The sequence below is a fragment of the Pseudoalteromonas translucida KMM 520 genome, from assembly GCF_001465295.1.
Classification (GTDB): domain Bacteria; phylum Pseudomonadota; class Gammaproteobacteria; order Enterobacterales; family Alteromonadaceae; genus Pseudoalteromonas; species Pseudoalteromonas translucida.
On record NZ_CP011034.1, the window covers coordinates 943,515 to 965,360 of the forward strand.

At 42.7% G+C, this 21,846-nt stretch carries 18 protein-coding genes and 1 tRNA gene; 16 read left to right on the forward strand and 3 right to left on the reverse strand.

Annotation, left to right across the window (positions count from 1 at the left end):
• Positions 1-51 precede the first annotated feature (51 nt).
• The 3 genes from PTRA_RS04425 (at position 52) to PTRA_RS04435 (ending at position 2,952) form a co-directional block, all read left to right on the forward strand.
• Positions 52-136 (forward strand) — tRNA-Leu (locus PTRA_RS04425).
• Positions 137-381: 245 nt separating this feature from the next.
• The gene (locus tag PTRA_RS04430) at positions 382-1,179 is read left to right on the forward strand and encodes an SDR family NAD(P)-dependent oxidoreductase (RefSeq protein ID WP_058372838.1); all 798 of its coding nucleotides are present in this window, start codon (positions 382-384) and stop codon (positions 1,177-1,179) included.
• Positions 1,180-1,338: 159 nt separating this feature from the next.
• Positions 1,339-2,952, forward strand: a complete 1,614-nt coding sequence (locus tag PTRA_RS04435) for a GMC family oxidoreductase (protein WP_058372839.1) — start codon at positions 1,339-1,341, stop codon at positions 2,950-2,952.
• A gap of 138 nt (positions 2,953-3,090) precedes the next feature.
• Here PTRA_RS04435 and PTRA_RS04440 read toward each other — a convergent pair whose 3' ends face one another.
• On the reverse strand, positions 3,091-5,448 hold the full coding sequence (locus PTRA_RS04440) for a TonB-dependent receptor (protein ID WP_058372840.1): 2,358 nt from the start codon (positions 5,446-5,448) through the stop codon (positions 3,091-3,093).
• Between the two features lie 568 nt (positions 5,449-6,016).
• Here PTRA_RS04440 and PTRA_RS04445 point away from each other — a divergent pair.
• The 5 genes from PTRA_RS04445 (at position 6,017) to PTRA_RS04465 (ending at position 11,708) form a co-directional block, all read left to right on the forward strand.
• Complete coding sequence (locus tag PTRA_RS04445; RefSeq protein ID WP_011327570.1) at positions 6,017-7,237, forward strand: acyl-CoA dehydrogenase family protein; 1,221 nt, start codon at positions 6,017-6,019, stop codon at positions 7,235-7,237.
• 14 nt (positions 7,238-7,251) lie between these two features.
• The gene (locus PTRA_RS04450) at positions 7,252-8,322 is read left to right on the forward strand and encodes a ferredoxin--NADP reductase (protein ID WP_058372841.1); all 1,071 of its coding nucleotides are present in this window, start codon (positions 7,252-7,254) and stop codon (positions 8,320-8,322) included.
• Positions 8,323-8,412: 90 nt separating this feature from the next.
• Positions 8,413-9,183 (forward strand): SDR family NAD(P)-dependent oxidoreductase, encoded by a 771-nt coding sequence (locus PTRA_RS04455; RefSeq protein ID WP_058372842.1) that lies wholly within the window; start codon positions 8,413-8,415, stop codon positions 9,181-9,183.
• 9 nt (positions 9,184-9,192) lie between these two features.
• A complete protein-coding gene (locus tag PTRA_RS04460) occupies positions 9,193-10,260 on the forward strand; it encodes an alkene reductase (RefSeq protein WP_058372843.1) in 1,068 nt (355 codons plus the stop codon).
• Between the two features lie 287 nt (positions 10,261-10,547).
• Positions 10,548-11,708, forward strand: coding sequence for a helix-turn-helix transcriptional regulator (locus PTRA_RS04465; protein ID WP_058372844.1), 1,161 nt, complete (start codon positions 10,548-10,550; stop codon positions 11,706-11,708).
• Between the two features lie 138 nt (positions 11,709-11,846).
• On the opposite strand, the gene PTRA_RS04470 is transcribed toward PTRA_RS04465, so the two are convergent.
• Complete coding sequence (locus tag PTRA_RS04470; RefSeq protein ID WP_058372845.1) at positions 11,847-12,632, reverse strand: enoyl-CoA hydratase; 786 nt, start codon at positions 12,630-12,632, stop codon at positions 11,847-11,849.
• Between the two features lie 161 nt (positions 12,633-12,793).
• Here PTRA_RS04470 and PTRA_RS04475 point away from each other — a divergent pair, with 161 nt between their 5' ends.
• From PTRA_RS04475 to PTRA_RS04510, 8 genes are read left to right on the forward strand one after another with little or no spacing between them, the layout of a single operon-like run.
• On the forward strand, positions 12,794-13,576 hold the full coding sequence (locus tag PTRA_RS04475; protein WP_011327576.1) for an SDR family oxidoreductase: 783 nt from the start codon (positions 12,794-12,796) through the stop codon (positions 13,574-13,576).
• 55 nt (positions 13,577-13,631) lie between these two features.
• Entirely contained in the window at positions 13,632-14,618 is a 987-nt protein-coding gene (locus PTRA_RS04480; RefSeq protein ID WP_208855516.1) for an OB-fold domain-containing protein, read from the forward strand.
• A complete protein-coding gene (locus PTRA_RS04485; RefSeq protein WP_058372846.1) occupies positions 14,618-15,751 on the forward strand; it encodes an acyl-CoA dehydrogenase family protein in 1,134 nt (377 codons plus the stop codon). Before PTRA_RS04480 ends, PTRA_RS04485 begins: the two co-directional genes overlap by 1 nt.
• Entirely contained in the window at positions 15,732-16,142 is a 411-nt protein-coding gene (locus PTRA_RS04490) for a MaoC family dehydratase (RefSeq protein WP_231617931.1), read from the forward strand. The genes PTRA_RS04485 and PTRA_RS04490 overlap by 20 nt, the downstream gene beginning before the upstream one ends.
• A gap of 17 nt (positions 16,143-16,159) precedes the next feature.
• The gene (locus PTRA_RS04495) at positions 16,160-17,335 is read left to right on the forward strand and encodes a lipid-transfer protein (protein WP_058372847.1); all 1,176 of its coding nucleotides are present in this window, start codon (positions 16,160-16,162) and stop codon (positions 17,333-17,335) included.
• A gap of 9 nt (positions 17,336-17,344) precedes the next feature.
• Positions 17,345-18,514, forward strand: coding sequence for an acyl-CoA dehydrogenase family protein (locus PTRA_RS04500; protein WP_058372848.1), 1,170 nt, complete (start codon positions 17,345-17,347; stop codon positions 18,512-18,514).
• A gap of 14 nt (positions 18,515-18,528) precedes the next feature.
• Positions 18,529-19,728: an acyl-CoA dehydrogenase family protein gene (locus tag PTRA_RS04505; RefSeq protein WP_058372849.1), complete on the forward strand. Its 1,200-nt coding sequence runs from the start codon at positions 18,529-18,531 to the stop codon at positions 19,726-19,728.
• A complete protein-coding gene (locus PTRA_RS04510) occupies positions 19,728-20,840 on the forward strand; it encodes an acyl-CoA dehydrogenase family protein (RefSeq protein WP_058372850.1) in 1,113 nt (370 codons plus the stop codon). Before PTRA_RS04505 ends, PTRA_RS04510 begins: the two co-directional genes overlap by 1 nt.
• 90 nt (positions 20,841-20,930) lie before the next feature.
• Here the strand turns inward: PTRA_RS04510 and PTRA_RS04515 are convergent, their stop codons facing one another.
• Entirely contained in the window at positions 20,931-21,719 is a 789-nt protein-coding gene (locus tag PTRA_RS04515; RefSeq protein ID WP_058372851.1) for an SDR family NAD(P)-dependent oxidoreductase, read from the reverse strand.
• Positions 21,720-21,846: the final 127 nt, after the last annotated feature.

The window sequence follows — 21,846 nt, forward strand, 5'->3', positions numbered from 1 at the left end:
ACTCCTCAAATAAATCATAAAGTTTAACACCTAAGCGCAAGCTTAAAAAATGCGGATGTGGTGGAATTGGTAGACACGCCACCTTGAGGGGGTGGTGCTTTAGGGCATGGGGGTTCAAGTCCCCCCATCCGCACCAAATTTAAAACCCAGTAACTAACGTTACTGGGTTTTTTGCTTTTAGCTAAAGTTAATCCTTATTACCACAAAACTTCCTCACTACAACACTCATTTAATCTAACAACAGATGCTTTTAGTACGCAGGTTATTACTTGTGCAATCAGTCACGTAGCATTTTTATATAGCAATAAAATCCTTGGTCCATTTAAACTATGCCGCAATGCTAAATTGATGCTAAGTTGAATTAAAAATAGGAGATGATTTGTGTCAAAAGTAGCGTTTATTTCAGGTGCCAGTAGAGGTATTGGTCGTGCAACTGCCATCGCATTTGCAAAAGCAGGCTATCGAGTAGCAATAACAGCTCGTGAATTAGATAGTGAGGTAGCACAGCAAAGTACGCAAGGGAGTTTAAAACAAACAGCCCAAATGATGGAGCAATTAGGTTGTGAAGTCATTGCGCTAAAAATGGATTTACTTGATTTTAACTCCGTTGCAAGTGCTCTAAAGCAGGTGCTTGAACACTTTGGTAAAATTGACGTGGTTGTTAATAATGCTATTTATCAAGGTGCTGGCCTTAATGCTTCTTTATTGGATGTAACGCAGCAAACCCTTGAAAAAGTTGCTAGAGGTTACATAGGTGCGCCAGTGCAAATAGCACAAGCTGTTTTACCAAGTATGTTAGCGCAACAAAGCGGCTGTATAATAAATATAACCTCGGGAGCGGGTGAAAAAGATCCGCCTATTCCTGCATCGAAAGGGGGCTGGGGTTATGCATACGGTGCAGGTAAGGCTGCGGTGTCGCGACTGTCGGGTATTATTTGCCGTGAGCATGGTCATCAAGGTATTCGCGCTTTTACAGTAAACCCGGGAGTTGTTAACACTGAAACGCTAAGAGCGACTATTGGCGATCAGGGTATTAAAGGCCTACAGCAGGCTGTAGCCGAACCGGATGAAATAGGTAATGTACTATTATGGATTGCAGATAATTCTGCAGCAGATGAGCTGCAGTACAGTACCATCTCCGCACAAAAATTAGCGCGCGAGCTAAACCTGCCTAAATAATAATCGAGTCTCATATGATCTTGCTGCTTTGTACTAGGAAAATTAAGCGCAATTACAGCAAGGTTATAATTAATAGAGCTTTATATTCTACCTGCCAAATTATGGTGTATTACCATATTAGATTTTAAGTATCATTACCCTCAACAATGGAAGTAAGCAATGAAAACTCAATATGACGTAATTGTGGTTGGCGCCGGTTCTGCAGGGTGTACATTGGCTTATCGTATTGCGCGTGAAAGTTCGTTACAGGTGCTGTTGCTAGAAGCAGGCAGTACTGACAACAGTCCAATGATCCATATACCTATGGGTTTTGCATTTTTACTAAAACCGCACAAAAATAATTGGGCCTTTAAAACGTGCCCAGAACGCTTTTTAAACAATCGTATTGTGGATTTACCCCGTGGCAAAGTATTAGGTGGATGCAGTTCTATTAACGGTATGGTGTATATTCGTGGTCAAAAACAGGACTTTGATCGTTGGGCGCAGCAGGGGAATACAGGCTGGAGTTACAGTGATGTATTGCCTTATTTTATACGTTCAGAACACAACGAAAGCGGTGCTAACAATTATCACGGCGAAAATGGTCCTTTATGGGTAAGTGTTGTTGATGATGAGTTTCCTATTCATCAGGCATTTAGCGCTGCCGCAATTGAAGCCGGGCATTCGTTTAACTTTGATGTGAATGGAGAATCACAAGCAGGTATTAGTTGGTTTCCACGTACCATTAAAAACGGCCGCCGATTTAGTAGTGCTCGGGCATTTTTGGGAGCCGGTAGTACGCTGACAAACTTAACAGTTATTACCCACGCACGCGTCAAACAGTTAATATTTAATGATAACCGCGTTGTACAAATAAAAACGCAGATTAAAAACAAGGACGTGGTATTTAGGGTAAATCACGAGACAATTATTAGTGCTGGTGCTATCAACTCACCACTGTTGCTTGAGCGTTCAGGCATAGGTCAAAAGGAACGTCTAGAGGCATTAGGTATAAAGGTCAAATTAGATTTACAAGGGGTTGGAGAAAACCTTCAAGATCATTGGAACACCTATATAAAACAGCGTGTAAAAAATACTAAAACTTACTTTAGTGAAGCAAAAGGTATTGGCTTAATTAAAAACTTAATCAGATATGCATTTACTCGTAAGGGATTTCTTGGCGATTCGGCTGCAACAATGGCCGTGTTTTATAAAACATCTGATAAACTTAAAACACCAGATGCACAAATACATTTTGCCCCCGCAGCTTCTAAAATAAATGCTCGCGGTAATATGCAGCCTATTAACGCAATTACGGTCGCCAGTTGTCTTATTCGCCCAACAAGCCGTGGCAGTGTCCACTTAAGTTCTGTTGATGAAAAACAAGCACCACAAATACAGTTAAACTACTTAGCTAGCCAAAGCGATCAGAAATTATCATTGATAGCCTTTCGTAAAGCCAGACATATACTCAAGCAAACCTCTCTTGCAGCAATGCTTGATGGCGAAGCAGAGCCAGGTGAAAAGCTACAAAGTGACGACTCTCTTTTAGAATACATCAAAAATACGGGGGAACCGGTTCATCATCTAGCTGGTAGCTGTAAAATGGGCTCTGATCCAATGGCTGTGGTGGATGAGCGATTAATGGTGCACGGTATTAATAATTTACGAGTAGCTGATGCATCGATAATGCCCGATTTGATAAGTGGCAATACGCATGCTACTTGTGTGATGATTGGTGAGAAGTGCGCAGATTTTGTAATACGCAGTTACTCAGACAAAGCTACTCTATGAATAAGTGCCTAATTTATTTTGGTAGGATCATATCAGTAAATTTAAATTCTGAAAGGTGCCTTACTGCACAATCTAGTTACTTATAAATAAAAAGGCCTTAATAAATATTAAGGCCTTTTCACTATAATAATTGTTTAATTAATACTCAAAACTAACATCTATACCATAGGTTCTTGGCGTGCCGTATACTTGTGCATCAAAAAAGTTAAAGTTTGAGCCAAATACAGTGTACTCTTCATCGGTAATATTTTTCCCCCAAAGCGATACTTTAAGGTTTGAACGCTCACCTACCTTGATATTAGATAACGTTAGGCGTGCATTGAGTAGCGCATAGTTATCACCCACTAAGCTTGGATCAGATACAGAAAATTGATATTCATCTACCATTACATAGTTAGTATTTAATGCTAAATTACCGAAATCTAGCTCAGCTATAGTCCAATCCATAGCAACAGATGCAGAATAAGAGGTGTTGTCGGTATAAGTAATATCCGTGTATTTTGTATCTAAGTAACCTAGGCTGGTAGTAAAGAATAAATTGTCGGTTGCTGCAAACTTAGCGTCTATTTCAATCCCCATATTTTCAGACTCACCGGTGTTAAGCGAGCGACGAATATTGCCCTCGAACACAGTTTTTTGTAGATTGGTATTACTATTAAAAAATACTGCGGTATTAAGCATTAAGCGATCATCTAACAACATTGCTTTAACACCAACCTCATACGCAGTAGTATCTTCAGGATCTGCCGGTGTGAGTGTACCTTCGTAGTTAGCTTCGCCCATATTTGCTGGATTAAGATAAGCAAATCGGTCGATAGAACCCGGGTTGTAAACACCTGCAGCATAGCCTTGCGAGATACTGGCATACATAGTTAAATCTTGATCGAATACATAATTGAAGAGCAGTGATCCCACTGTTTTTGACCAATTAGTCTCTGAATGCAGATCGTTTTTTAACATAGCATCATACTTTGCTACGTTAGTCAGTGATTTAGTATCATCTGTGTAGCGTATCCCTGCAACTACGTTAAGCTCATCTGTTAATTTATAATCAACATTAGCAAAAAGAGCAGATGACTTAGCTTTTACACTATAAAACGCACCAAAAGGCAGCGTTTTACTAAATAATACGTTAGCGCCTTGGCCAGTAAAAATACCTATGTTCCATGGATTATTCTCTTCACCTTCTTCAGAAAAGTAATAATAACCGGCTACATATTTCAAATCACCTTCTAAAAACTGTCCTAGTAATTGAAATTCTTGTGATTTTTGCTCTTGTGACTTCACACTAGTATATTGAAACGCTGGAATTGCAATAACATCACTGGCGTCAACACTTGGTGGCGAAGTACTGAAATCTAAAGCTGGAGCAAAATAAGCACCGCCATCGGTATCGTAACCTTCTGTTAAATCAGAGTCATAACTGCGAATTGAGCTGATAGATTTAAAGGTATGGTTGTCAGAAAAATCCCACTCAACTGTTAAGTTATGTCCTTCAATATCAACATACTCACGACCATGTTGATCTAATTCAAACTCGGTTTGACGACCAGGCGCTTTCTCATTGGCGGCCATCATTGCAAACACGTTGCCGGCATAGAGCTTACCCGTAGATAGGTCCATAGTGGGTACATTTGGATCTGTATATTGCGGGCGTACATTGCTAATTTGTACAGGCATAGCGACTGAACTACCATCAGTATTGTCATAGCTGTAGTTAACGGTAAAATCATCACCGGCATAACGCAGTGCGACACGCAATGCATCAACATCTTCTGCACCTAAGTTTTTTTCTTTTGCGCCTGCAAAGGTATTGGTAGCCCAACCATCATGCTCACTGGTCATGTAAGTTAGCCTGGCGGTAAAATCACCAAGTGCGCCGGTATCAATTGATGTGGTTGAGCTAAGTAAGCTGTTATTGCCTGCAGTAATTTTTTGCTTAAATTGAAAGTCATCTGATGGTTTGCTAGTGACTAAGTTAAGCGCACCACCGGTAGTATTTTTTCCCCACAGTGTGCCCTGCGGACCACGCAGTACTTCCATGCGTTCTAAATCAACAATATTAAAAATAGCCCCAGAGTTCCGTGCTAAATAAACGCCATCTAAATAAATGCCGACTTTAGGGTCGATAGCTAATGAAGGCTCTGCCGTACCTAGCCCACGAATATCCATGCCAACGTTAAAAGTACTGCCATATGGAGGAACTATTCTAACGTTAGGTGCTTGCGCATTTAGATCACTAATATCTTCAATCCCAAGGTTTTCTATTGTTTCTGCGTTAAAAGCGGTAATGGCAATAGGCGTTTCTTGTAATGTGCTAATACGTTTTTGGGCTGTTACTGAAACACGTTCAATGCCTTTAACGGCGGTCTGTTTAACTTCGGCTTGCTCTGGTTCTTGTGCTGCAAATGCCTGACCAGATACAGCGCATGCAATAGCAAACGCTAACGGTTTTATAGTGAGATTTGATGTAAACCTATTGTCATTTAAATTCATTACACTTCCTCGATGATTTTTATATTTATTTCAGCGATAGGCATCCACTAACTACTGCAAACCTCATTGAGTAAAGCTTATCAAAGAGGAAATGCCTAACCGCTATTTTGTTGTACTTTTTTTACACTGCGGTTTGAAAGTAGCGATAAGTGATCTGTTGAGCATCACGCATTTGGACTAGGCGTAATTTAGCCATGATGAAAGTCAAATGTTATCGTAATAGCTCAAGCGCTAAGCGTGGTCGCTGTTATTCGGTTATTTAGGAGATAAATAGCTGTAGTTGCAAAAACTGTATTGTTTATATTTAAGTGTTTGAATTTATTATAAAGAAAATCACTAACCGCAGAGAAAGCAAAAATAATTGACTGCCCGGATAAAAGCTCAGTTATTTTTTATTTAGCTATCAGTAAGGCAGCCAGACTGGTAATGAGCCGCAATTAATTGGAAGTTTTAGTGCTTAGTCCATATTGACGATGAGAGATAGTGGCTAGTGTGAAAATCTGGTGTTAAGCAAGTTGGTGAGTTTAACCAGTGCAATTGCGCGCTAATTCTATGAAGGATAACAACCATGAGTGTTCCATATAAAATTGATATTACAGGTATCTCAGATGATTTTCTTACACCAGAAGCTAATCGTCTCATCGCAGCGGCAGAGAAGTTGGTTCCTAACTTACTTGAGCGCGCCCAAGCTGCCGAAACTGCCGGTAAAGTACCTGATGAAACAATAAAAGAAATGATTGCAGCAGGTTTGTTCCGTGTTTTACAACCTAAACGTTGGGGCGGCTATGAGCTTGACCCTAGAGTATTTTATATTATTCAAATGACGCTAGCGCAAGGCTGTATGTCTACCGCTTGGATTTATGGTGTTATTGGCGTACATAACTGGCAAATTGGCTTGTTTGATGAAAGAGCACAAATAGAAGTGCTTGCTGAAAACCCAGAGATATTAATTGCTTCTACTTATATGCCAGTGGGCAAAGTAGAAAAAGTGGAAGGTGGTTTTAACTTTTCAGGCCGTTGGGGTTTTTCAAGCGGTGTAGAACACTGTGAATGGATATTTTTAGGTGGCTTAGTGCCTAAATCACCAGGCAGTAAAGAGCTGGAACATAGAACATTTTTATTACCTAAATCTGATTTTAAAGTGGTAAAAAACTGGGATGTACTTGGACTACGCGCTTCTGGTAGTCACGATATTGTGGTTGAAGGGGCATTTGTTCCTGAGTATCGCACCCATCAAACAAATGACTACAGCGATGCAGCTTGTAAAGGGCGCGCGATTAATGATAACTGGTTATACCGTATCCCATTTGTGCAAATATTTCAGCGTGCTGTATCTACCGCGTGTATTGGCGCACTTGATGGCGCTGTTACTGAGTTTCGTCATCGCTGCGCTGAACACGTGGGTAAACACGGTGGTAAAACAGCAGAAGACGTGAATGCACAAATGGCAGTAACCGAAGCAATAATGACCAGTGATCAGTTAAAGCTGGTGTTGTTTCGTAATTTTGCAGAAGTGGTTAAGCATACTCAAAATGGCGAAATGATGCCGGTTAATGACCGTTTACTACAGCGCGCGCAATCTGCAGCTGTACCTAAACAGTGTAGTGAAAGAATTAACGAGATTATGCGCGCTTGTGCAGCGTCGGGAACTTATAAAGGTAACCCGATTGAGCGAATTTTTCGCGATATAAATCAGTCTCGTGGCCATATTGCTAACAATACAGATACTTACATGCGTGCACATGGCACTGTAATGCTAGGTTTACCTAACTCAGATCCTTTTGTATAAGCTAGGGAGTCGCTATGTCTCGTTATCATAATTTAACTGTTGCTGAAGTAATACAAGAAACCGCTGATGCGAATTCTATTGTATTTGACGTACCAGCATCGTTAACCGAGCAATTTGACTATCAGCCGGGTCAGTTTTTGACCCTTAAACTCCCTTATGAAGGGGCGTTTTTGATGCGTTGTTACTCTATGTCGAGCACGCCAAGTCAAGATACAGGATTACGTGTCACGGTTAAGCGTGTAGCAGACGGGCGAGGTTCAAACTGGATTTGCGATAATCTTAAAGCGGGTAGTAATATAGAAGTGATGCAACCTGCTGGGCTGTTTGTGCCAAAAGATTTAGCTGAAGATCATCTGTTATGTGCAGGGGGCAGTGGTGTTACTCCTGTGTTGTCTATTTTGCGACATGTGTTAATTAATGGCACTGGAAAGGTGCGGGTTATATACGCTAATCGCGATGAAGCCTCGGTTATATTTCAACAAACATTTAAGGCATTATCGGCGCAGTACCCAGAGCGTCTTGAAGTAATTCATTTATTAGATTCGTTACAAGGTATTCCTTCATTGTCACTGTTAACTTCGTTAGCCGATGGTATGCAACAAGGACGTGCTTTTATTTGTGGCCCTGGGCCATTTATGGATGCAATGGAATTGGCCGTTAAAGCCGCTAAATTTCCTGCTAGTCGTATTCATATTGAACGCTTTTCTAGTGCAGTGCCAAAAATCACAACAAAACCGGTACCAGCCAATTTATTAGAAACACCGATTCAAGACAATGATGCAGAACTTGTTGTTGATGAAACAAATATGCCAGCGGCAACAATACAACTTGAACTTGATGGCGAACATTATGTTATTGCTTGTGAGAGCGGGCAAACCGTGCTCGATGCAGCTGAAAAAATAGGTATTGAATTGCCGTACTCTTGTCGCGAGGGTATGTGTGCCTCGTGCATGTGTGAAGTGGTGTCAGGGCAAGTAAAACTTAATAATAATGATGTGCTCGATGAAAAAGATTTAGCAAACAACTTAACGCTAAGTTGCCAAGCAGTGCCTTTAACCAGTGAACTTAAGCTCAAATATACTTAATACCTAATACTAATATCAGTAACGCAACGCGTTATCACTCATTCACTCAGTGCAACATTGTTTGCACATTTCCGATATAAGGAATTTCCCATGCAATCTCGTTTTAAAGATAAAGTCGCTTTCGTAACAGGTGGTGGCAGCGGAATTGGTGCAGCTACTGCACAGCGACTTGCACAAGAGGGCGCCACAGTAATTATTTGTGGTCGCAGTAAAGCACCATTAGACGAAGTAGTAGCGACTATTCGCCAGCAAGGCGGTAACGCCCATGCAGTACAAGCCGATGTAAGCAACGAGCAAGCATTTGTTACAGCGCTTGAGCAAACGGCGCAGCAATATGGTGGCCTCGATATTTTAGTTAATAATGCCATGGCCTTTTCGTATGGGGCAATTGAAGACATGAGCACCGAACAGTGGCATAGCAACTTTACAACCTCGGTCGACGGTACATTTTGGGGTACCCGAACAGCAATGCAATTAATGAAAGAAAAAGGCGGTGCTATTGTTAATATTTCATCTATTTGTGGTGAATTAGGTACGCCGATGATGGCCGGATATAGCGCTTCTAAAGCAGCAGTAGTTAACTTTTCACGTGCGGCTGCGGCAGAAGGTGCAGCGCACAATATTCGCGTTAATGTGGTAGTACCCGCAGTAGTAGAAACCCCCGCAACGGCAGGTATGTTAAGTGACGAAGGTATGCTTAATAATACTAACAGACTTATTCCTATGGGCCGTGTTGGCCGCGCTGATGAGCTAGCCAGTGCAATTGCCTTTTTAGCCAGCGATGACGCATCTTATATAACAGGGGCTTCTTTACCTGTTGATGGTGGCCGTACTGCAGTATTGGTAACCGCTTTAGATTAAGGACATTGTATGACCACAAAGAACCCACTATTAACCCCATGCAAATTGGGTGATATAGAAATAGCAAACCGAGTAATAATGGCCCCAATGACGCGTAATCGCGCTGATGCAGATGGCACACCTAATAGCATAATGCGTGACTATTATGCACAGCGAGCAAGTGCTGGGCTGATTGTAGCTGAAGGCTCGTGGCCTGTTGTTACAGGGCAAGCATATAATCGTCAACCGGGAATAGAAACGCCAAAGCAAATTCAAGCATGGCGCGAGATAACTGATGCAGTGCATCAGGCGGGCGGTAAAATAGTGCTGCAAATTATGCATGCAGGGCGTATTGGCTCGCACCATATTAAAGGTAGTGATATAGCTACTGTTGCTCCTTCAGCAATAAAAGCCCGTGGCGAAGTGTATACCGACAGTGCGGGTATGCAGCCATTTGATATGCCTGAGGCCTTAACCACAGAGCAAGTGTGGCAAGTAATAGATGAGCATCGTCAAGCTGCCGAAAATGCAAAAGAAGCTGGTTTTGATGGTGTTGAACTGCATTGCACCAGTGGCTACTTACCTATGCAGTTTTTGTGTTCTGATTCAAACCAACGCAACGACGAATTTGGTGGTAGCGCTCAAGCACGCGCTAAATTTGCCAGTGAATGTATACGAGCTATGGCAACGATATTTGGCGCAGGGCGAGTTGGTTTACGGATGAATCCGGGAAACCGCTTTAACGATACCAAAGATGAAAATCCAGCAGAAAGTCATTTGGCTTTACTGCATGCGGTGGCCGATTTAGATCTTGCTTATTTGCATATCATGCGTGCGCCGACAGCCGATATCGACGCCTTTAAAATGGGCAGAGAAGCATTTAAAGGCGCTCTGATTATTAATGATGGTTTTGATGGTGAGTCTGCTGCTGAGGCTGTTATTTCAAATCAAGCCGAAGCGGTTTCATTTGCTCGTCATTATGTTGCTAACCCCGATTTAGTAACACGCTTTGCAGCGCAATTACCGCTGGCAAAGTTTAAACGTGAAACACTTTATACCCCTGGTGCGGCAGGCTACACCGATTATCCAAACGCATAACAGAGTACTGTTATTGAGTGTTGCAACATAATAGGTACAGCAACACTCAGTAGTCTCATTTCATCATTTGTCATAGTTTTCATACAATAAACTTAATCGTTAAAATAGATTAATATTACTTTAGTTAGACTAAATGATAATCAAGGAGTCACTTGCAAACCTTGCTAATAACGGTGATAGTGGAGTAAGTGAAATATTAAATAGCAGTATAAATTAATAATATAGCATGCTTATTTTTTTGTTTTATTTTCAAGTTTTAATCAAAAAAAATAACTATAGGTTGAAAAATGGCACAATTAGATATAAGTCTCGATGCATATAATGAATTAATAAATGCATTATACGAAGCGTCGGCAGATACCAGTTCTTCAAGTTGGAATATCCCTCTTAAGCTAATCCAAAGCATACTTCAAGCAAACTATGTCACCTTAATATTAAAAGTTCCCGAGGAAGACGATTTGGGATTAATGATCGCAGTAGGTGAAGGCTTAGAAGAAGGGGACACCGTTCAGCATTTACCCTATCAATATAAATTAACCCCTTTTGCTGATCAACCACTTGATACCGTGTTAACTGTTGCGGATTTTATGGATGAAAACGAATGGAAAAACTCATCATATAGGGAACACTGGTGCGAAAAAAATAACATATACCATGTACTAACTGCCGATATTAGCACCCCTAATGTTGGTCATTTAAGGTTTAGGGTTACGCGAACCGATGCACAAGAAGATTTTTCTCCAGCTGATAAAGCGTTTGTAGAGTTACTTATCCCGCATTTTAGACGCGCAATTACCACCTTTTTACAACTCAATAGTAGTGCCTCTTTGGGCTCGTTATATTCTCGTGCTATTGGTCGTTTGTCTATTGCTACTATTACTATTGATGAGCATGGCAAAGTACTCGATAAAAACGTATTTGCTAGCCATATACTCGATGCCGAAGACGGGCTTAAAATAATTGGCGGTAAACTAACCGCGCAAGATAACAGTGATAATCGCGAGTTAAAACGCTTAATTAAAGCAACGTTTGCTAATGCCGATGGCAAGCAAACTATGCCAGAGGCAATGTCGATTACTCGTCCATCAGGCGAAATAGCTCTTGGTGTAGTAATTGAAGTTATTCCATCATTAGGTTGGGCTGAAGGTAAAGGGCAAAACAAGGCCGTAATTTACATTCGCGATGCGGTAGGTAAATCGACCACCAGTATTGAAATATCGAAAAAGCTATTTGGTTTAACGCCGGCAGAAACTGCGTTATCACTGCAGTTAACTAATGGTTTATCGTTAGAAGAAGCCGCCGAAGAGCTAAATATTCGCCGTAACACAGCGCGTGCTCACTTACGTTCTATATTTTCTAAAACCGGTGTACGCAGGCAAACAGAGTTAGTTAGATTGTTTTTAAATAGTGTCGCTGCGCTGGGCTACGACGACAGAAATAGCTTGTAGACTATATTACAAAACGATTCCTGCCTTACCTTAAAGTAAAAACGAGTAGGCAAAAAAAAGCCAGCTAAATGCTGGCTAAAATTAACAAAGGGGAGTGTTAATTAATTTAAATAAATGGGTAATAAAAAACTAGTAACCTTACTTTCCGCTAAATACAGGATGGCGTTTTTGTAAAAACGCTTCCATACCTTCACGTTGATCTTTTGATGCAAATAATAACGCATTTGCTTTGCGCTCCAGCGCCATAGCACTGGCAAGTGGAGCGTCCATTCCTGCTAAAATAACTTCTTTTATTTGCTCTGCCGCTAGCGGAGGCATACGTGCTATACGACGACAATTTGCTAGTGCCTGTTTATATACATCTTCATCTTCGCACAGCTCACTTACCAGTCCGCCTACCCAAGCATCGTAAGCACTAATAGGCTTGCCTGTAAGCGCCATTTGCATTGCTTTAGCTTTACCTACTGCACGTACTAAACGCTGCGTGCCACCAATACCCGGCATTATGCCAATGGCTATTTCGGGCTGGCAAAAACTTGCGCCTTTACCGGCAATAATAATGTCGGCCAACATGGCCAGTTCACAGCCACCGCCATACGCGTAGCCATTTACTGCAGCAACTACAGGTATTGGGCATTGCTCAATAGGTGCCCATAGTCGCTCTGTATGGCGTTGGTAAATCTCAATTGGGTCTGCATCTATTAAGCTAGTAATGTCGCCGCCTGCAGCAAATACTTTGTCGCCACCGGTTAATAAAATACAGCGAATGTCTTTATTGTCTGCCAGCTCAGTAAAGTACTTAGATAGTAATGTTTGCAGCTCTAAGCTTAATGCATTGGTGGCACTGGGTCGGTTTAACGTTAACTCGGCCACACCAGGCTCAGGGAAACTTAGTAAAACGCTAGGCTCGTTTGTATCCGTCATTCATTACTCCAAAACATTGCTAGGCAACGCACAGTAAAATTTCTATGTTGTTATTGTCACTTGTTGTCGCCAAACACAGCATCGTCCATTTAGACGAAGCTGGTTATCTAATACTGCCTGTACACTGTTTTTATGGAATTATTTTATGACAAGGCTTAATTATGCATGCGAGTAAAAACTATAAAGATAAAGTGGTACTCATAACCGGCGGTACTAAAGGCATTGGCCTTGGTATAGCACAAGGTTTCTTGTCGGCAGGCGCTAAAGTAGTAGTGTGTGGTCGTGAACAAGTAGAGCAGCTACCACAGGTAATCCTTGATGGAAAAACTCGTCAGGCACACTTTATTCAAGCTGATGTGAAAGACATTGATAGCACCGCGGCCATGTTTAGCACCATAGTAAAAGAATATGGCACGCTTGATGTACTTATTAATAATGCCGGTGGCAGTCCGTTTGCTTTGGCAGACAAAGCATCTCCTCGTTTTCATGAGGCTATTCTTAAGCTTAATTTAATTGCACCGTTAAACGTAGCACAGCAAGCAAACGAAATTATGCAAGCAAATAACAGTGGCTGCATTATTTTTATAGGCAGTATTAGTGCCATGCGTGCTTCACCAGGTACGGCGGCTTATGGCGCTGCTAAAGCGGGTATTTTATCTTTAGTAAAATCACTTGCAGTAGAGTGGGCGCCTAAAGTGCGTGTTGTGGCGGTAAGCCCAGGGTTAGTACATACCGAAAACTCACACCTGCATTACGGTGACGAGGCCGGAATTGCCGCAGTAAGCGCAACAATTCCTGCAGGGCGTATGGCGCAACCAGATGATATTGCTAACGCTTGTTTGTTTTTAGCTTCAGCAGAAGCAAGTTATGCAAGTGGCTGTAATTTACTGCTAAATGGCGGCGGTGAAATGCCCGCTTTTCTTAGTGCTAGCGAAACTAACTAAATAATTAATAATTTTAATTTTTAGAATTTATCTTGATAAATGCAGGAGACGAACATTGGCTAAATATGAATGGTTTGCAGAAATAGAAGCGATGATAGGGCGACAATATGGTCGTATCTATGCGTGGGACAAGGTTAATGAAGCTATGGTACGTCAGTGGTGTGAAATTATGGGGGTAGAAAACCCACTTTACACCGATGCAGACTACGCGGCAACAACCGAGTATGGGCAACTAGTAGCACCACCAGCAATGCTACAAAGTTGGTGTTTAGCGGGCTTTGGTGACAAAATTTTAGCACCGGGTTCAACTACCGAAAATCCGTATGGCGTGCTCGAAATACTTGAAAAAAATGGCTACCCAGCGGTCGTGGCCGTTAATTCTAATTTAACGTTTGATCGCTACATTACTATGGGTGAAAAGCTTTATTACACCACAGTACTCGATAGCATCAGTGAAGAAAAAACCACCGCACTGGGCACCGGCTTTTTTGTCACGCTAAAAATGACTTATTTCTCAGAAAAAACCAATGGTGAAGCCGACGAAAAAGTGGGCGACATGATGTTTAGAGTCATTAAGTTTAAACCGGCGCAAAAACCTGAGCAAACAGCACCCGCTAAAGAGGCTCCGGCCAGAAAACGTCCTAAGCCTGGGATCAGCGATGATAACCGCTTCTTTTGGGAAGGATTTAGCGAGCAAGAGCTGCGTATTCAACATTGTATAAGCTGCGACAAATTACAACACCCACCAGCACCTGTGTGCATGCATTGCCATTCGTTTGAACTCGATTACCAAGTAGCTAGCGGTAAGGGTGAGCTGTATTCATTTGTGATAATGCACTACCCACATGTAGCCCCATTTGATAGCCCAAATCCTATTGGTTTGATTGAGCTTGAGGAAGGCGTACGTATTCCTGCAGGCTTAATCGGAGTTGAAGAAGGTGTAGCCCCTAAAATTGGCCAAAAAGTGCAAGTCGAATATCACACATTTGATGGTGAGCTGACCTTGCCACAATTTAGACTTGTTCCAACTAAGGAGTCGTAATGGATTTTAATTTAAGCGAAGAGCAATCAGCCATTGCAGAAATGGCCAATAGCTTATTTACCGATACCTGTACCGATGACTTTCTTCGTGATTATGACGAAGCAGGCCAAGGCACCATGACGCAGTTATGGAACTCGTGTATAGAAACCGGGCTGCATGGGGTAATTATTCCCGAAGCAATTGGTGGCATTGACTTGGGTATGACCGAGCTGAGCTTAGTGTTACAGGCGCAAGGCGGGGCGTTAGGGCAAGTTCCTTTATGGCGTCATCAGCTGGTGGCCACTGCTATTGCAAAGTTTGCGGGTACAGAGCTACAAACTGCTGCACAAGCAGCGGCTGAGGGCACAAACTTATTAACGCTGGCATTTAACTTAGTAAATACTCACAGCGAAGCGACGCTCAACGTAGAAAAAACGAATGACGGCTTAAGCATTAATGGCTTGGTGCAGTCGGTTGCAGTTGCAGGACTCGCTGACTTTGTTTTACTGCCACTGACCCTTGATGAGCAAACACGCTGGGCACTAGTGGCAACAACAGCGCCAGGTTTAACCCTAGTTAAAGGGCAGATGACCCAAGGCGAAGAAGTTGCAGACTTACAACTAAATAACCTGCTTGTAAATAATGCAGCGTTACTCGATAGCAAAGCTAATGACTGGTTAGTGCCAAGAATATTCGCCTCTTTAGCATCGTTACAGTTAGGTGTAAGTGAAGCGCAAATTAAAAAAACTGTTGAATATATTAGTGAGCGCCAACAGTTTGGTCGCGCTATAGGCACTTTTCAAGCAGTACAAATGACCATGGCCGATACCAAAATTGCCCTTGAGGCATTACGTAGCAATGTATGGCAGTTGTGTTATCGCCTTGATAACAACTTAGGCTGCGATCACGAAGCGTTAGCAACAGCGTGGCACGCCTGCGAAGCGGGTCATTCTATTGGCCACAAAGCGCAGCATGTGCATGGCGGTTTTGGTGTAGATGTTAGTTACGTTATCTACCGATACCTCTATTGGGGCCGGGCTATTAGCCTAAACTTGGGCGGGAGTCCCGCATTATTGGCAAAACTTGGCGATGCCTTAACCGAAAATAATAAGCTGGGGTGGAAATATGACCTTGATGAAAACAATGCAATTTAACGACATAAACGTAGGTGACAAGCTACCTGAAAAAGCGATTCCAATTACCGTGGCACTTATCTCTAATGGGGCTTTAGCAACGCGTGATTTTTTTCCAGGCCATCACGATAAAGATGCCGCTATTGCGCTGGGCTCACCGCATATTTTTATGAATATTTTAACCACTAATGGCTTAGTGCAAAGTTATGTAGAAGGCTGGAGCGGCCCACAAAGTCGTTTAAAAAATATTGATATTAAGTTAGGTATGCCTAATTACCCTGGCGATGTTATGACCTTTATGGGCGAAGTAACCGCAACCGATGCCACAACCCGCACTGTGGATGTAGGTTTAGCCGGCAAAAATAAATACGGCATGCATGTTACAGGTACCGTGCAATTGGTATTGCCATAAAATTTAGGAGAGACAAGATGAATGAGTCAATTAGTGGTAAAGCTGCCATTGTGGGTCTGGGTGCCACAGAGTTTTCTAAAAATTCAGGGCGTACTGAATTACGTTTAGCCATGGAGGCAACATTAGCAGCTTTAAAAGATGCGGGAATTGATCCCAGTGAAGTGGATGGCTTTAGTAGTTACTCAGTTGATAAAGTACCAGAGTACGAAATTGCGCGTTTATTAGGCTGTAAAGAGGTTAAGTTTTTTTCACAAATACCTCATGGCGGCGGCGCAGCGTGTGCACCTATAGTGCATGCAGCAATGGCTGTGGCCAGTGGTGTGGCTAAAACCGTAGTGGTATATCGGGCGATGAACGAGCGTTCTTGGTATCGTTTTGGTACTGGCGATTATGGTTTTTCATCAACCCCTATTTTTGAAAATGTGAATTACGGTTATTACATGCCCCATGGTTTTCATACTCCTGCAAGTTGGGTGGGTATGTTTGCACAGCGTTATATGCATGAGTATGGCGCTACATCAGAAGATTTTGGTCTTGTTGCGGTTGCCGCACGTGACTTTGCAGCAACTAACCCTGCGGCATTCTTTTACGAAAAACCAATTACTTTGGCCGATCACCAAGCGTCTAAGTGGATTTGTGAGCCGCTACATTTACTTGATTGTTGTCAAGAATCTGATGGTGCGGTAGCAATGATTATTACCAGTGTTGAGCGTGCAAAAACGCTAAAAAATAAACCTGTAGTAATTAAAGCCGGTTCGCAAGGTATTGCCGAAGGTCAGCAAAGTATGACCTCGTATTATCGCGACGACATTACCGGTTTACCCGAAATGGGCATAGTAGCAAAAGAGCTTTATGCACAATCAGGCCTAGGGCCTGATGATTTTCAAACCGCGATTATTTACGATCACTTTACCCCTTTTGTATTACCACAACTTGAAGAGTTTGGGTTTGTGGAACGTGGTAAAGCAAAGGAGTTTATTCGCGCAGGTCATCATCAGCGTGGTGGTAAGTTACCTATTAATACCCATGGAGGACAGTTAGGTGAAGCCTATATCCATGGTATGAATGGCGTGGCCGAAGCAGTACGACAAGTGCGTGGTACAGCAGTAAACCAAGTTGATAATGTTGAAAATGTACTCGTTACAGCGGGCACTGGTGTACCAACCAGCGGCTTAATTTTAGGCGCAGAGTAGGAGTGCAAAATGTTCATTGATTTAACACCAGAACAACGGGCGTTACGCCTAGAAGTACGTGATTATTTTTCTCAATTAATGACACCCGAACTGCGTCAAAAGCTAAGAGGCAGTGAAGGCGGCGAAGACTTCCGTAAGGTTGTACGTCAAATGGGTAAAGACGGCTGGTTAGCTGTTGGTTGGCCAAAAGAGCACGGCGGCCAAGGTTATCAAGCCACCGAGCAGCTAATCTTTTTTGAAGAAGCCAATATTGCAGGCGCGCCCCTACTATTTGTTACTATTAGCACAGTAGGTCCTGCGTTAATGGAATACGGTACTGAGTTACAAAAAGAAAAGTTTTTACCGGGTATTGCTAATGGCGAAATTCATTTTGCTATTGGTTATTCAGAGCCAAATGCGGGCTCTGATCTAGCCACTTTAAAAACCAAAGCTAGCTTAGAGGGCGACAACTTTATTGTTAATGGCAATAAGCTATGGACCTCAGGCGCTGAGTCGGCCGACTATATTTGGTTAGCGGCACGGACTGATCAAGAGCTGGCGCGTCACAAGGGGGTTTCTATTATGATTTTAGATACCCAAAGTGAAGGCTTTAGCAGCACAGTTATTCCAACGTGTTCAAACCCAACCGCGGCTACTTATTACGACAACGTAAAAGTACCTCAAGAAATGCTGGTGGGTGAATTAAATGGCGGTTGGCGTTTAATTACTTCGCAACTTAACCATGAACGTTTAGGTTTAGGATCGTGGTCAGATAAAGTGGTTGGATTATTTCGCCGAGTGTATTTGTGGGCTAATACCGCAGATGAGCAAGGCAAGTCTGCTGCTAATAATCCTTGGGTGCGCGCAGCGTTAGCTGAGTGTTACGCTAAGTTAGAAGCCATGCGCTTAATTAACTTTCGTATCGCCGCCGATTTAGAAAAAGGCCATATGGATATTGCTCTGGCGTCAATTACTAAAGTATATGGCTCAGAATGCTCAATTGAAATACTGCGTAAGCTGATTGATATTGTGGGAATGAATGGCATGGTGCGCGATGATTCTGCCGCGTCATTTTTAATGGGTGAGCTGGAATACGAAGTGCGTGCCTCGGTTACCTTAACCTTTGGTGGTGGTGCTAATGAGTTACAAAGAGAACTAATAGCCCAATTTGGTATTGGTATGCCACGCGCAGTGCGCTAACAGGAGATAACAGCATGAGTGAGTTAACTGAATTTCGCCAGCAGGTCCGCACTTGGCTAGAGGAAAATTGCCCTATGTCGCTGCGCACACCAACGCCAGATGGCGAGCTCATTTGGGGCGGGAGTGAAGTTAACTTCACTTTTGATGATCAACGCCAGTGGTTTAATAGTATGCGCGACAAACATTGGTTTTGTCCTAGTTGGCCAACGCAGTACGGTGGTGGTGGTTTAACCGCGCAACAAAACAGCGTATTAGAAAGTGAAATGCGCCGTTTAAAGTGTCGTCCGCCACAAATTAATTTAGGTATTTGGATGTTAGGCCCTGTGCTGTTAGAGCACGGAACTGAGCTGCAAAAACAACAGTTTTTAACACCAATGACCCGCGGTGAAGTACGTTGGTGCCAAGGGTTTAGTGAGCCAAATGCCGGATCTGATTTGGCCAGTATTCGCACCAGCGCGGTTGATCAAGGCGATCATTACTTAGTTAATGGCAGTAAAATTTGGACTTCTTATGGTGACAAATCCGATTGGATGTACGCATTAGTACGCACCGATGCTAAAGCCCCTAAACACCAAGGCATAAGTTTATTACTCCTCGATATGCACAGCCAAGGTGTGCAAGCCAAACCTATTGATTTAATTAGCGGTAAATCTTCTTTTTGTGAAGTGTTTTTCGATAATGTAGCCGTGCCTAAAGAAAACCTTATAGGTGAGCTAAATGGCGGCTGGAAATTGGCTAAAGAATTGCTGCAACACGAACGCAGCGCAATGTCTAAATTTGGTGAGTTTCAATTACCCACGCACTTTGACTTAATGTCACTAATGAGCGATTACATGCCTGCGCCGCACAGCGCTAGTGAAGCCGCGCTTGTAAATAAGGCGGTTGCAGCCAATATGGAAGAGCAGGCATATAACTTAACGGTGCAACGCTTAGGTGCAGAAATGCAAGCGGGGCAAAGCTGTTTTGGTTTAATGTCGATTATGAAGTTAGTGCATACCGAACAAGAAAAAATTAAATTTGAATTATTACTCGATGCGATGGGTTACCGCGGTTTAGGTTGGGAAGATGATAGCTTTAGCGAGCAAGAGCAAGCCATTACTCGCGCTTGGCTAAATAGTTTTTCGCAAACCATAGCTGGCGGATCCTCAGAAGTTCAGCTGAACGTGATAGCAAAGCGTGTATTGCAATTACCTGAAAATAAAGGAGTAAGCTGATGAGTATGGTATATAGCGAAGACGATCGCATGTTGGCAGATACCGCCGAAGAGTTTTTAAGTGCGCAAAGCCCTGTCGCAGCGCAGCGCGCATTACGCGATAAGCCAACCGCAGTTAATTTTGATGAAAAAATTTGGCAACAAATGCTGGAACTTGGTTGGGGAGCAATTACTTTTTCCGAAGATCTGGGTGGCCTAGATTTTGGTTATAAAGGAATGGGCGCAATATTTGAAGCTATGGGTAAACACCTGAGTGCTTCGCCAATGTTATCGTCAGTAACCCTGTGTGGTTCGTTATTACAACAACTTGCCAACGCAGAGCAACAAACTTGGTTAACCGCAATAATAAGTGGTGAAAAACGCCTAGCCTTAGCGGTTGACGAACACGCAAGACACGATCCCGACAGCATGCAAACAACGGCAACAACAGTGGTAGATGGCTTTGTGTTAAATGGTAAAAAAACCATGGTTATTGATGGTGTCAGCCCCGATGGTTGGATAGTTGCGGCGCAGCATAACGCTGGCTGTAGTGTGTTTATTGTGCCATTTAGTGAGCAAGTAAAGGTTAAGCGCCTTAACCTTATCGATGCGCGCAATTACGCCGAGCTTACTTTTAATGACTTAAAACTACCCGCAGAAGCCTTATTAGGCGACGCTGGCAATAGCTTAAAAGCACTGCAACAAGCACTCGATTTAGGTCGTTTATGTTTAAGTGCTGAAATGCTTGGTGCTATTAAAGCGCTGTTTGATACGACCATAGAATATTTAAAGGTACGTGAACAATTTGGTGTGAAAATTGGTACTTTTCAGGCATTACAACATCGTGCAGCACGCTGTTATGTAGAGTTAGAATTAGCTCAATCTTGTGTTATAGCCGCACTTTCGGATGCTGATAAGGCTGACGCAAACTTAGCCTCAAGCGCTAGTTTAGCTAAATGGAAACTCTCAAAAGTAGCCGACTTAATCAGCGGTGAAGCGGTGCAAATGCATGGCGGTATTGGGGTTACTGATGAGCTAGACATTGGCCTTTACCTAAAGCGTATTCGCGTAGCACAAATGTGCCTTGGTGATGCCGATTACCACCAAGCGCGGTTTGCAGCTTTAGCGCCTTAAAGCTCACCTAGAGTTAAACATAAAAAACCAGCCAGCAGTTATTCACTGTTGGCTGGTTTTTTGTTAATACGCTGAGTAACTTATGCGCTATTACTGTGCGGGTGCGCCAGGTACACCATAATAATATTGACCAGCCGTTAAGCCGCCATCTACCACCATTTCGGTGCCATTACAGTAAGATGCCTGATCCGAGACTAAAAAGTTAACCATATTGGCTACTTCTTCAGGCTGACAACCACGTTGCTGAGGAATAAATTTATAGCGTGGGTTCAACTCTTCGCTACTTAGCCCTTGTGGGTTAGTCATGGGGGTATTTACAGCGCCAGGGTGCACGCTATTTACACGTATACCAAACGGGCCTAGCTCAAGCGCAGCGGTACGAGTTAACCCTCTTACTGCATATTTACTGGCAGCATACGCACCTGTGCCATTGTTAGGTAAAATAGACGAGGCTGATGAAATATTAACGATGGCGCCACTGCCGGCTTTTTTCATGCAGGGGATCACGCTATGTAAGCCTAAAAAGGTGCCAGTAATATTAATATCGATTAATTTACGAAACTGCTGTGGCTCTGTGGTTTCGAGCGTTGCGAACAGTAAAATCCCCGCATTATTAACTAAAATATCTATTTTTTGGTATTTTTCTAAAGTTGCCGACACGATCGACTGCCATTGTAGCTCATCGGTTACATCGTGTGTCATAGGCGTAACCTTGTCGCCAAGTTCTTGCGCCATTTGGTTAAGCTCTTCAGTTAAAATATCAGTGGCTATAACTGTGGCTCCAGAGTCAACCAGTGCTTGGCATATTGCTCTACCAATACCCCGTGCGGCACCGGTAACTAAGGCGACTTTATTGATTAAATGTGTAGCGTTTTTCATTGTTAGTTTCTCGCTTTAAAATAGTTGCAAAGTATTATTGCTGAGGTTCTTGCTGAGCCATAAAAAGGCAGCAGCTTTAATTATGGTAATAAAATAGGGGCGAGTGCCCCTATGTTAAAAGTATTAG